The sequence below is a fragment of the Nocardia vinacea genome, assembly GCF_035920345.1.
Classification (GTDB): Bacteria; Actinomycetota; Actinomycetes; order Mycobacteriales; family Mycobacteriaceae; genus Nocardia; species Nocardia vinacea_A.
The window spans coordinates 3,815,495-3,827,626 of sequence record NZ_CP109149.1; the positions used below are offsets into that span (position 1 = coordinate 3,815,495).

10 protein-coding genes are annotated in these 12,132 nt (G+C 67.2%); 3 read left to right on the forward strand and 7 right to left on the reverse strand.

The window, feature by feature from the left end:
- Positions 1–42 precede the first annotated feature (42 nt).
- Both OIE68_RS17875 and OIE68_RS17880 read left to right on the forward strand, forming a co-directional pair.
- A complete protein-coding gene (locus OIE68_RS17875) occupies positions 43–834 on the forward strand; it encodes an SDR family NAD(P)-dependent oxidoreductase (protein ID WP_327100493.1) in 792 nt (263 codons plus the stop codon).
- Positions 835–1,080: 246 nt separating this feature from the next.
- Positions 1,081–2,481, forward strand: coding sequence for a FadR/GntR family transcriptional regulator (locus OIE68_RS17880; RefSeq protein ID WP_327101708.1), 1,401 nt, complete (start codon positions 1,081–1,083; stop codon positions 2,479–2,481).
- 96 nt (positions 2,482–2,577) lie between these two features.
- Here the strand turns inward: OIE68_RS17880 and OIE68_RS17885 are convergent, their stop codons facing one another.
- The 7 genes from OIE68_RS17885 to OIE68_RS17915 form a co-directional block, all read right to left on the reverse strand.
- Positions 2,578–3,831, reverse strand: coding sequence for an FAS1-like dehydratase domain-containing protein (locus OIE68_RS17885; RefSeq protein WP_327100494.1), 1,254 nt, complete (start codon positions 3,829–3,831; stop codon positions 2,578–2,580).
- A gap of 22 nt (positions 3,832–3,853) precedes the next feature.
- On the reverse strand, positions 3,854–5,350 hold the full coding sequence (locus tag OIE68_RS17890; RefSeq protein ID WP_327100495.1) for a fatty acid--CoA ligase family protein: 1,497 nt from the start codon (positions 5,348–5,350) through the stop codon (positions 3,854–3,856).
- A 476-nt stretch (positions 5,351–5,826) separates the two neighbouring features.
- Complete coding sequence (locus OIE68_RS17895; protein WP_327100496.1) at positions 5,827–6,942, reverse strand: acyl-CoA dehydrogenase family protein; 1,116 nt, start codon at positions 6,940–6,942, stop codon at positions 5,827–5,829.
- Entirely contained in the window at positions 6,942–7,424 is a 483-nt protein-coding gene (locus OIE68_RS17900; RefSeq protein ID WP_327100497.1) for a VOC family protein, read from the reverse strand. Before OIE68_RS17900 ends, OIE68_RS17895 begins: the two co-directional genes overlap by 1 nt.
- Before the next feature lie 5 nt (positions 7,425–7,429).
- On the reverse strand, positions 7,430–8,629 hold the full coding sequence (locus tag OIE68_RS17905) for a cytochrome P450 (protein ID WP_327100498.1): 1,200 nt from the start codon (positions 8,627–8,629) through the stop codon (positions 7,430–7,432).
- A 419-nt stretch (positions 8,630–9,048) separates the two neighbouring features.
- The gene (locus tag OIE68_RS17910; RefSeq protein WP_327100499.1) at positions 9,049–10,281 is read right to left on the reverse strand and encodes a CoA transferase; all 1,233 of its coding nucleotides are present in this window, start codon (positions 10,279–10,281) and stop codon (positions 9,049–9,051) included.
- A 76-nt stretch (positions 10,282–10,357) separates the two neighbouring features.
- The gene (locus OIE68_RS17915; RefSeq protein ID WP_327100500.1) at positions 10,358–11,017 is read right to left on the reverse strand and encodes a TetR/AcrR family transcriptional regulator; all 660 of its coding nucleotides are present in this window, start codon (positions 11,015–11,017) and stop codon (positions 10,358–10,360) included.
- 84 nt (positions 11,018–11,101) lie between these two features.
- Here OIE68_RS17915 and OIE68_RS17920 point away from each other — a divergent pair, with 84 nt between their 5' ends.
- Complete coding sequence (locus tag OIE68_RS17920) at positions 11,102–12,121, forward strand: phosphotransferase family protein (RefSeq protein WP_327100501.1); 1,020 nt, start codon at positions 11,102–11,104, stop codon at positions 12,119–12,121.
- The last annotated feature ends 11 nt before the right edge of the window (positions 12,122–12,132 follow it).

Genomic DNA, 12,132 nt, shown 5'->3' on the forward strand with positions numbered 1-12,132 from the left:
CACTCAAAAGAGTATACTCCATATCACATGAAAGGATCTGCGATGAGTACGACCCTCGAGCCCGAGCAGGTATCGGCGGGCCACCCACTCACCGGCTGCCGCGCCGTGGTGACCGGGGCGGCCACCGGAGTCGGCGCCGCGGCCGTCGCCGCATTCCTGGACGCCGGCGCCAGTGTCGTCGGCCTCTTCCACCACACGCCACCGCCGGACGAGTTGAAGGGGCGCTGCGACTGGTTGTCCTGCGACGCGCGCGACCGCGCTTCCGTCGACGCCGCCTTCGAATCGGCGACGGCGATCCTCGGCGGACTGGATATCCTGTTGCACGCGGCGGGCGTCTGGCAGCCGAGCACCCCGGAGACGCTGACCGATGACGAGTTCGATTTCGTCCTCGACGCCAATCTCCGGACCACGATCCTCACCAACCAGGCCGCGTTCGCGCGCATGCGCGACGCCGGCGGGCGAATCATCAATCTCGGTTCGGGCGAGGCGATTCGCGGGAATCCGCTCGCACCGCACTACGCGGCGGCAAAGGCCGGTGTGCAGGCGTGGACCAGGTCCGCGGCCGCGGCGTGGGGAAGGTTCGACGTTACCGTGAACGCGCTCGCACCAGCGGTCGAGACGCCCGGCACCGAACGGTTCCGGGAGCATCTCGGGCCCGCGGGTTCGGCCGCGCTCGCCGAGCGCCTGCGGGAGACCATCCCGTTGCGCGGCGAACTCGGTGATCCGTATGCCGACCTCGGGCCGGTCATGGTATTCCTGGCCGGACCGGGATCGCGCTATATGACCGGCCAGTTGATCGCGGTCAGCGGTGGATTGCAGATGCTGGGCGCTTGATGCCCGGTGAGTGAGTGACAAACAGTGGCCCTAATCCCGTCACTCACCACTTTCCCCCGCACGTCGCACGCACTTTTGGCCAACCGGCCAGTAGACTGAGGATCCGCAAAGTCCGCATTGAGGAGTTGGCCCATAGTGACTGCCGTCGACGTCGAGCCCGCCGACAGCGAGCAGGACTCCGACCTCACCACCGTCGAGACCTACGCAGTCGAGACCTACGCACCGGTCGGCAAACTCGCGGCCCAGATCGCCCATCGTATCGAGGCGGATGTGATGCGCCGCGGCTGGCCGGTGGGCGAGTCCTTGGGATCCGAGGTGGACCTGCGCGAACGCTTCGGGGTCAGCCGCGCGGTACTGCGCGAGGCGGTGCGGCTGGTCGAACATCACCAGGTCGCCAAGATGCGGCGCGGTCCCAATGGCGGCCTGTTCATCTGCGCTCCTGATGCGGGCCCGGCGACGCGAGCCATGGTGATCTACCTCGAGTACGTCGGCACCAGTGTGTCGGACCTGCTGCAGGCCCGGTTATTGCTCGAGCCGATCGCGGCGGGGCTGGCCGCGGAACGGATCACCGAAGAGGGTATCGATACCCTGCGCACGGCCCTCGAATACGAGGTCCGCCATGCCGACGAACCCGGAGTTCAGTCGCAGGATCCGCTGCATCCGATGCTGGGTGAATTATCCGGAAATCCGGTGCTGCACTTGTTCATCGATGTGCTGACCCGCCTCACCGCACGATATGCGAACACCTCGCGCCGACTCTCGAAGGCCGAGATTCTGAGCTCCAAGGAGACCTCGCGCATCGCGCATCGGGCCATCATCGATGCCGTCATCGATGGCGACGGCGCGCGGGCGCAGACGGATCTGACCGCACATCTGGAGTCGGTGGCCGCCTGGATCGAAAAGCACCGGGTACGTCGCGGACCGCGGGTCGCGGGCAATGTGATCGAGCCCGAAATGGTCGAGGGGCCGCGGGCGAAGCTCGCCGAAGTCGTCGCCGCCAGGATCCACGACGATATCGCCGCGCGCGGCTGGCAGGTCGGCATGGTGCTCGGCTCGGAGACCGATATGCTCGCCCGCTACGGGATCAGCCGAGCGGTGCTGCGCGAGGCCGTCCGTCTGCTCGAATACCACGCGGTCGCCCAGATGCGCCGCGGACCGGGCGGTGGACTGGTGGTCACCGAGCCCGAACCGCAGGCCAGCATCGACACGATGGCGCTGTTCCTCGAATACGAAGGCGTCACCGCGGACGATCTGCGAATCGTCCGCAATGCCATCGAACTCGGCATCGTCGCCCGGGTGACCGCCCGCTACGCCGACGGCGATAACGAAGTGGCGCAACGTCTCGCGGCGGCGGTCCGGTGGCCGACCGAGGGTCCGGCCGACGACCCGCGCAAGGCCGACCTCTTCCACACCGAGTTGGCCGATTTGGCCGGCAATCCGGTACTTTCGCTGTTCCTGTCGATCATCACCGAACTGTTCCGCCGCCACGCGGCCGGACATGATCAGCCGCTGCCCGGTGACACCGCCGCCGAGGAGGTCGAGCACGTGCACCAGCTCATCCTCGACGCGATCGTCCAGGGCGACGCCGGAATCGCCCGGCACCGCATGCGCCGCCACCTCGACGCACTCGCTCCTTGGTGGCACTGAACCTCCAGCCGGACCGAACTCCTCAGCGCCACTGAAGTTTCGACGACCGGGACGCCGACCACTGGCGTTGCCCGCGTCCCGGCCGCCGGGTCCGGCTCAACCGCTGACGCTGAACCGGGCCAGTTCGTGGGCCACCATGCCGTCCAGATCCGGGGCGGGTGGTGCGGGCAGTTCGACGGCGTGGTCCCGCGTCGGCAACAGCACGACGGCGGTACCGGGTGTGGTGATCTCACCCCGCTGGTTCTCGCAGCGCACCTCGAGGTGAATCTCGTTGCGCCCGTCCACCTGTCGCTTGTCGACGACCGTGCCGCGCACCCAGGTGGTATCGCCGATGTAATTGAATTTGCGGTGCTCGCAGCGCAGTTTCCACAGCCAGCCGTCGTCGCCGACCCAGTCGGTGAGCAGATGGCACAGCCAGGTCTCGCGCATGCCGCCGTAGTCGTAGGAGTTCGGCAGCCCGAGTTCCTGTGCCCGCGCGGGTTCCCAGTGCAGGCGCTGCACGGTATCCGGAATGTTCAACCCGTTGGCCGGGTACAGGCCCGGGGCCTTGCGCCGGATATTCGCGGCGATCTTGAATGCGCCCGGCGGGGTGAGCTGCATACCCCAGCCCAGATGCCAGACGACCACATCGGTGGTGGTCAGCGGCCCTTTCACCTTGGGCTGCAGCACCTCGCCGACCGCCACGTCCTCCCAGTAGCGCGGTTCGGCGCCGCGCCTGGTCTCGGCCGCGTACGCCGCGTCGATTTCGGCGAGTTGTGCTGGCGTATACGGGGTTTGCTCCAGTTTCTCTTTGGCCCGCTTATTCGAGGTGTGCCGCTCGGCATTGATCCAGGTGCCGCGCCGCACAGCGTGCATCTCACCGGATCCGTTGGTGTACAGGTAATCCTGGGTGACGTGCGCGGTGCGGCCGCCGAAGCCGCTGCGCTTGGGCTGGACGCCGACCTGAGTCTGCAGCACCCGGCTGCGGTCACCGAGGCGCAGCGGCTGCCACCACTCGAATTCCATCACCGCCTGATAGGAGCCCAGCCCGGCGAAGGGGTCACCCTTCAGCAGTGCCTTGGTTTCGGCGTCCGGCTTCGGTGCGGCATCCTCGCCCATCGTGTAGAGGAAGGTCGGCGGCGCGATCAGGGAACCCCAGCGGGTCTGCGCCGCGTAGTCCGGATCGCAGTACAGCGGATTGTCGTCGCCGTAGCCGAATGCGAAGTGGCGCACCCCATCCCAGGTCACCTGGTAGTTGTGCGGCGGATTGCGCTGGGGATTCGGTATGCCGAGACGGCGGCGGGACCGCTCGATCGCCTGGTCGGTCAGCACACCGAACTGTTCAGCGGGCTTGTCCTCGGTGCTCGTCACAGATCCTCCTCGATCGTTGCGGTCAGGCCGTCGTGCGTTCGGCGAGTCGGGCTCGCACGATATCCAGTAGCTCCACGCGGCTCACTTTGCTCGACGGTGTGCGCGGCAATGCGTCGAGCACGAGGATGTGCGCGGGCACTTCGTAGGGCATCAGCTGAGTACGGCAGAGGGCGACGAGTTCGGCAACCGCGGGCGGCGTGCGTCCGGGTTCGACTTCGACCGCCGCCACCGGCACCGAGCCGAGCCGCGGATCGGGCAGACCGGCGACGGCTGCCTCCCGCACCGCGTCGTGCGCTTCGAGCACGCGCTGGACCGTCTCCGGCTGCACCTTGAAGCCGCCGCGGATGATGGCGTCATCGGCGCGCCCTTCGATCCACAGGAAGCCGTCCGCGTCGATCCGGGCCAGATCACTGGTGCGCACCCACACCGTGCCGCCCTGCGCGGTCTGCTCGGTGCGGACCTCGAGCCGTCCGGTCTGCCCGGTCGGCAGTTCGCTGCCGTTCTCGTCTGTCACCCGGAGCTCGACGCCGTCCAGGGCGCGGCCGGTACTGCCGACCTTGCGATCCCACCACTGCTCGTGCATCGGCAGCGTCCACCCGGCGACCGCACCGGCGAATTCGGTTGCGCCATATGTCATCAGGACGCGCAGACCGTATTTCTGAAAGAACGCGTCGGCGAGTTCCGGCGGGCAGGGCGCGGTGCCGGAAGTGACCACCTGCAGGCTCGCCAACCGCTGCTTCGGCACATCGGCCTCCAGCACGGTGCGCAGCGCCGCGGGCACCAAGCTGACCGCTCGCAGTTCGTGGCGTTCCACCGCACGCAGCCACGGCTCCAGGGCGAATTTGGACATGAGGATCATCCGGCGGCCGGTGGCCAGGCAGGCCAGTGCCCGCCACAGTCCGCCGATATGCACCAGCGGCGCGGATACCAGTGCCGCCGACCGCGTCAGCAGCCGACCCGGCTTCGGCGTCTGCCCGCCCGAAGCGAGCGCCTGGTCGAGCTGTCCGACCCGCAGGTGCACCCGCTTCGGCGGACCGGTCGTGCCGGAGGTGAGCATTTCGACGGCCACGCCCGGATTGGCCGGTGCGTCGGGTGCGGCGGTTCCACCCGCCGGACGCAGTGCCCCGTCCGCGCCGAGTTCCACAGCGAGGCCGTGCGCGGTCACCGCGGCGAGTACGCCCGTACGAGCCAGCGCCTCCGCCCCGGCGATAACGACGGGGAGCTCGCAGCGGGCGATATCGGCCGCGAGTCGGGCCGCGGGCTGCAGCGGACTGAGCATCACCACACAGCGCCCGGAGGCGATCACGGCGGCGACCACCGCGACATGTTCGGGCCGGTTCTCCAACACCACGCCCACGCGCGCGTCGGCATGCAGACCCGCGGTATCGAGCACACCGTTCACCGTCCGCGCCGTCTCCTGGACCATGCCCCAGGTCCACCAGCGCTCCTCGTGCTCGATGGCCTCGGCATCGGCGGGCGCCTCGGCGAGCAACAGGGACAGTCGGTCGCGAATTCCCATGTGATCAGCCTTTCGGAAGGCCGAGCACCTGCTCGGCGAGAACGTTGGTCATGGTGTTCGACTCCGTGCGATAACGCCGCATCGGGCCGTCGCTCGGACCACTCCGTGTGCGCGGAGATCGAGTCCACGAGCTCACCGTCGAGATAAGAGTACACTGATTTATTGGATCGAACAGACAACCGGGGAGCCTGATAGATCACATCCGTGACGTGAACATGGAGCTGTCGGCTACAGAATCTCCCCTCTGTGCCGCACGATTCGAGCATTGTTCAGTCAATCGCAACGCCAGGTCGGATGGCGGCGAACTGATGCGACACACCAACGCGCTATCGCTCAGCGATCTATTTCAGGGCACCGATATGGCGGGCGACCAACTATTGCGCCGATGTCTATCTGCGAGTCGCTACGAGAAGACTTGGCGCAGTGCGGATTCCAGGCCGGGGCGAACACCGTCGGCGCCCCCCGGCCCGAACCGCTCAGATACCGACGAGGTCGGCCAGCCGCGCCCGATGCGAAGCCGGGCCGCCGAACAGCTGCTCGGACGACTTCGCGCGCTTCAGATACAGGTGCGCGTCATGCTCCCAGGTGTATCCGATGCCGCCATGGATCTGGATGTTCTCCTTGGCCGCATGGGTGCCGACCTGCGAGCAGTACGCCGCCGCCAATGCCGCGGCCGTCGGCAGCTCGGTCGAACCGGCGGCCGCCACGGTCGCGGCATGGTAGGCGGCCGAGCGTGCGGCCTCCACCTCGAGCAGCATGTCCGCGCACTTGTGTTTGACGGCCTGGAATGAGCCGATCGGCCGGTCGAACTGAACCCGGATCTTGGCGTATTCGACCGCGGCGTCCAGACATGCCTGCGCCACACCGACCTGCTCGGCGGCCAGCGCGACGACCGCGAGATCGAGAACGCCCTGCAGGTATGCCGACGCATCAGTAGGTGGGCTGATCCGTTGCGCCACAGCGTCGTTCAGGTCGATCTTGGCCAGACGGCGGGTCGGATCGAGTGTCTCCAACCGGGTTCTGGTCACCCCGGCCGCAGTTCCGTTCACAGCGAACAGTCCGACTCCGGCCTCGCCGCCTGCCACGACGAGCAGCAGGTCGGCCGAGTCGCCGTCGACGACGAACATTTTGGTGCCGGACAGAGTCCAGGTCTCGCCCACCCGCGTCGCCACGGTGGTGACGTCCGCGAGCCGCCACGAGCCGCTCTCCTCGGCCAGCGCCAGTGTCGCGGTCAGCGACCCGTCGGCGAGCGCGGGCAGCCAGCGCGCCTTGGCCGCCTCGTCACCGCAAGTGGCGAGCGCCTGACCGGCGAGTGCGACCGTCGCGAAATACGGCGACGGCAACAGCGCTCGCCCCATCTCCTCGAGCACGATGCCCAGCTCGACCGGTCCGCCGTCGGAACCGCCGTACTCCTCCGGCAGTGCCAGGCCGTGCAGGCCGAGTTGCTCGGCCATCTGCTGCCACACCGCGGGATCGTGACCGGGTTCGGTTTCCATCCAGTGCCGCACCGCCGCGCTCGGCGATTTGTCCGCCAGGAATCTCCGCACGGTAGCGCGGAGTTCTTCCTGCTCCGCCGTGAACGAGAAGGCCATCACTGCAGCTTCGAGCGCAGGTAGACGTCGAAATCGGGCATCCGCGACCGGTCCACGATCTCGAGCCGCACACCCGAAGGCGACAGGTGATAGGCGAAGATCGACGGCTCGCCGTCGACCACCGCGCAGGCTTCCAAGGCGAACCCCGCCGCCGCCAACCGCTTCGATGTGGTCGCGACGTCATCGCAGAAGTAACCGAGATGGTGCGTCGCGACGTGCGGCGGCGCCGCCGTCCACGGCGTCCCGGGGATCTCCTGCACCAGTTCGATGTGCGGGGCGTCGAGCGAATACGTGAAGCTGAGCTGCATCACCCGCTCACCGTCGGCCAGCCGGACCGGCACCTCGACGGTCTGGGTCGCGGTCCACCGGTAGCCCGCGAGCTCGGTCATCCGTGTCTTCCATGCCTCGATGTCCGGCACCACGATCCCGGTGTGGTAGAGATCCGCAGCGCGAAGTATTTGTGTCACAGTGGAATTCGTCATGGCGGTCACCACTCCAATCGCAGCGACTGGATGCCGTACATATTGCCGTGCTGCGAAAGCTCCTGTCCGTCCACGATCCGATACTCCGGAATCCGCTTGTGCCACTCCTCGACCGCGACATTGAGCTCCAAGCGCGCCAGATGCGAGCCGAGGCAACGGTGCGGACCCGAGCCGAAGGCGATGTGGTTGGTCGCGGTGCGGTGCAGATCCACCTCCAGCGGATTCTCGAACCGCTCGGGATCGCGATTGGTGACCGCCAGCGGCAGCATCACCATCTCGCCCGCCTTGACCGGGCAACCACCGATCTCGGTGTCCTGCATAGCTTTCCGCGCGGGCACCACGAACGAGTAGACGCGCAGGATCTCCTCGACGCTCATCGCGATCAGCGACGGGTCGGCGATGATCGCTTCGCGCTGCTCCGGATGGGTGGCGAAGTGATAAAGGGCCCAGCCGATGGAGATCGGGACCGTATCGAAGCCCGCCTGGAACAGCAGAATGCAGAATGCGTGCATATCCGCATCGCTGATCGGCTCGCCATCGATCTCGTAATCCAGTGCACGCGAGAGCAGATCGTCGCGCGGGGCCTCGCGCCGCAGTGCGATCTGCTCGTCGAAGTAGTCCGACACGGCCCGCATCGCGGCGAGTTGTCTGGCCCCCTCCGGATCCTCGTCATAGGGCAGGTGCAGCATGTCGTGCACCCAGTCCAGGAAGATGGGCAGATCCGCCTCGGGCAGGCCGACCAGCCGCATGAAGATGATGGTCGGGAACCGGCGGGCGAATTCGTCCAGGACATCGGCACTGCCGCTGTCCTCGAGCTGATCGATCAGCTCGATCGCGACCTGCCGGATCTCCTCCTCTCGGGCGGCGATGGTCTTCGGGGAGAAGTCATTGCCGAGCAGTCGCCGCCATTTCGTGTGCACAGGCGGATCGAGCATCTCCGGAATCCACAGGAAACGGGGATTCGGCTCGAGCGCGGTCACCGAGGTGTTCGAGAAGGTTCGCCAGTCCTGCAGCGCCTCCTGCACCGCCCGGCCCTCCGTGACGACCCAGTATCCGCGCGCGATGGTGCTGCGGAATCCGGAATGGGTGCGGGCGACTTCATCCCATCGCTGCTGATGACTCAGGACCGGACCGCCGAGCCGGTTGTCGAAGTGATACGCGGGGACACCCTCGTAGGTGCCCTCGGGCTCGAGCGCAGTACTCATGACTGCGCCTCGCTGTCGCCCGGCTCCGTCATGACCACTGACGTGGCTGTGCCTATTGCTCGCTCGCTCATCGCTGATCCTCTCTGGAAGGCCGCCGCGCCGGGCGCTGTATTCGCGTCTCCGCGGGCCGGTGGGCGTTGCGACCGCACCCGTGCCGCGTCGCAGCCTCGTAGTACGTCATGCGCATACCGTGACCCGGCATGCCTCGACTCGTCGTGCTGGTCCAATATACCGGCCAGCCCTTATTTCGTAACCTCTTTTGCCTAGCGTCGACGAATTCTTGCTCGTCACCCTCTGAAACAACTCGCAATTAGCAGCCTATTTGATGGCGGATGCGAGTCGGGGCGCTATCCCATGGGATGGACGTTCAGCTTCGAAGAGGACACTTTTCCTTCCGCATGCCTGCGATGCGGAAGCGATCAGGTGACCGCGCCGTCGATCTTCAGCGCGATCAGCTCCTCCTCGGTGAGACCGATCTCGAGCAGGACCTCGTCGGTGTGTTCGGCGAATTGCGGTGCCCGCGTGAGAGTTACCGGCGTCTCGTCGAACTGGACCGGGTTGGCGACCAGTTCACGATCGACGCCGTCGGCATCGACGACCGAGGCGATCAGATCGTTGGCACGCAGCGACGGATCCTGACCGACCTCCCACGCGTTCTGCACCGCCGCCCACTGCCCTTCCCCACTGCCGAGGATCTCGACCCACTCGGCGAACGGCCGCGCCGCGATGATCTCGGCGACGAGCTCGGCGGCCTGCGCCGCATTGGACATCAGCTTCTCGGTGTTGTCGAAGCGTTCGTCGGCGGCCAATTCCTCGCGACCTGCCAGCCTGCAGAACTCGGGCCAGTAGCGGCCGGGCTGCAGCATCGACAATTCGAGCCACCGCTGGTCCGAGGTGCGGTACGCCCCGATGAGCGGATTCGTGGCCGAACCGTGCCGCGGCGGCGAATTCACCGGCAGCGGACCACCGTTCATCAATGCGAGATTGACCGTGAACTGCGTGGCCCAGGCGCCGACGCCGAGCAGCGAGACGTCCACCACGGACGGCTCCCCCGTCATCTTGCGCGAGTAGAGCGCGGCCGCGATACCACCGGCGATGGTCATGCCACCGATCGAATCGCCGTAGGCGCCCGCTGGCATTCGGGTCATCCGGTCGGCGCCGGGCGGGGTCACCCCGGCGGCGCTGCCGCCGCGCGCCCAGAATGCCGTGCTGTCGTAGCCGCCCTTGGTCGCCTCCGCGCCGCGCACACCGAAGCCACTGCCCCGCACGTAGATGATGTCCGGATTGATCGCGCGCACGTCCTCGAGATCGATCCGCAGTTTCGCTCGCGCCTCCGGCAGGAAGTTTGTGAGGAATACGTCGCTGTTGCGGATCAACTCCTCCAGCACCCGGCGCGCGGACGGCTTCTCCAGTGCGAGACCGACACTGCGTTTGCCTCGGTTCGGTCCCTCCATGATCGGGAAGAAGGACGACCCGGCACTGTTCGCCTCGTAACCGAGCACCCGGACCAGTCCGCGCTGGGCATCACCGCGTTCCGCGTGCTCGATCTTGATCACGTCGGCGCCCCAGTCCGCGAGCACCGCACCCGCCGCCGGGACGAAGGTGAATTGCGCGACCTCGAGTACGCGCACGCCCTGCATCGGTTTGTGCATCGAACCAGCTCCTCTTAGCGTCGGTATTTGAAGAAGAGTATCCGCTATTCAACGGACACCACAAGGTTGTGCAGGGTCAGACCGCATCGGTCACCCCTGGTTTCGGTGGCACGATCCAGGCCACGAGATGCTCGACATCCGCGGCCGTCGGCACCCGTTCGGTCCACAGGAACTGCTCCATGACGGCGAAGATCGCACAGGCTGCGACCAGGGCGTCGCGGTCCGGATCCGGGCTCCCACCCGCACCGAGCGGCACCGCGAGCAGTTCGGCAATGCGGCGGCGCAGTTCGACACCGCCGAAGGCCGATCGCCCATCACGGGAGGTATTCCGCAGCACCGCCCGGGTCGTCGCGGCTACCTCGGGATCGGCCGCCTGCTTGAAAACCACCTGAACACAGGCCCTGATCTGGTCGACCGGGTCGGTGTGCCGAGCGCATCGGCGGCGGATATGGCCGAGCAACCGCCTGGCCCCGTCGTCGGCGATCGCGGCCATGAGATCGTCCTTGCTCCGGAATGCCCGGTAGAAGGCATCGTTGGAAACCCTTGCCCGGCGGACGATCTCGACGATTCGCGGATTCCCGCCCGGATCGGCCCGCATCAACTCCATGCCCGCGTCGAGCAGGCGGCGCACTTCATCCCGCGCGATCGCGTACCGATCTCCCGTACGCCGCCGCACCGCCCGGGCCACCAGGGATTCGCCGCCGACGGGGTCGTCCTCGACGTGTGGACTCGTCATGTAAAAGAGTGTACTGTTCGGATACCGATTCACCAGAATCGTTTTCTTGCACGGTGGTATGGCGTTCTGTCGAACGGAGTGGGCATGGCCGATGGGTCACAGGTGGTAGGACCGAAAGTGGGTATTGCCGATCCCGCCGATATCGCGCATCGCGCGGCCGCGGCGATCGGCCGTCCATTGCACGACCTGACGCAGCTGACCGGCGGTACCTCGAGCCTCACCTACTCGGCCGTGACCGACGAGCGGGTTCGCGTCGTAGTCAAGGTCGCCCCGCCGGGTCTCGAACCCGTCCGGAACCGGGATGTGCTGCGCCAAGCCCGCGCACTCACCGCACTCGCCGAGGTGCCCGATGTGGCCGTACCGAAGGTACTCGGTTCCGACGTCGGCGCACCGCCGGAGATCCCGCCGCTGTTCGTCATGTCCTTCGCGGACGGCGAAGGTTACGAACCCCGCCATATCGCGCGCGAACGTCGCCCCGCTCCGAACGAGGTGCGCGCGCGGGCCGCGGCGGCCGCCCGTATGCTGGCGGCCCTGCACACCGTCGGGCCCGCCGAATTGGGCATCGACGAACCCGCGGTCGCCCTCGGCACCGAGGTCGAGCGGTGGCAGCGGGCCTTCGCCACCTGCGCGCTCGAACCGGACGCGGAGCTCGACGAAGTCAAGTGCCGGACTCTGCTCACCGCAGCGATTCCGAAGCCACTGCCGCCCGCGCTCCTGCACGGTGACTGGCGGCTGGGCAATATGCAGTGCGTCGGGACCGAGATCCGGGCGGTGATCGACTGGGAGATCTGGTCGGTCGGCGATCCGCGCCTGGACCTGGCGTGGCTGCGCCTGATGTCCGATCCCGCCCATCCGACGGCCGTCGCGCCCGTAGCCCCGACGCTCGAACCCGACGAACTACTCGCCGCGTACGAGGCGGCGCGCGGCACACCGGTCGCGGACCTCGGCTGGTTCGACGCCCTGGTCCGCTACAAACAGGCTGCCGCATCCGCGCTGCTGGTCAAGAACGCTGAGCGCCGCGGCCAGGTCACCGAGCGGGTGGAACGGATGCGCCACGGCATCCCGCCATTGCTCACGGCCGCCCGCACCTACCTCACCCACTGATCCCTTTCGGA

Coding starts and splice junctions, on each gene's coding strand:
- OIE68_RS17890 (WP_327100495.1), bottom strand. CDS start 5,350: ATGGGAATTCGCGACCGACTGTCCCTGTTGCTCGCCGAGGCGCCCGCC.
- OIE68_RS17920 (WP_327100501.1), top strand. CDS start 11,102: ATGGCCGATGGGTCACAGGTGGTAGGACCGAAAGTGGGTATTGCCGAT.
- OIE68_RS17895 (WP_327100496.1), bottom strand. CDS start 6,942: ATGGCCTTCTCGTTCACGGCGGAGCAGGAAGAACTCCGCGCTACCGTG.
- OIE68_RS17905 (WP_327100498.1), bottom strand. CDS start 8,629: ATGAGTACTGCGCTCGAGCCCGAGGGCACCTACGAGGGTGTCCCCGCG.
- OIE68_RS17910 (WP_327100499.1), bottom strand. CDS start 10,281: ATGCACAAACCGATGCAGGGCGTGCGCGTACTCGAGGTCGCGCAATTC.
- OIE68_RS17875 (WP_327100493.1), top strand. CDS start 43: ATGAGTACGACCCTCGAGCCCGAGCAGGTATCGGCGGGCCACCCACTC.
- OIE68_RS17915 (WP_327100500.1), bottom strand. CDS start 11,017: ATGACGAGTCCACACGTCGAGGACGACCCCGTCGGCGGCGAATCCCTG.
- OIE68_RS17900 (WP_327100497.1), bottom strand. CDS start 7,424: ATGACGAATTCCACTGTGACACAAATACTTCGCGCTGCGGATCTCTAC.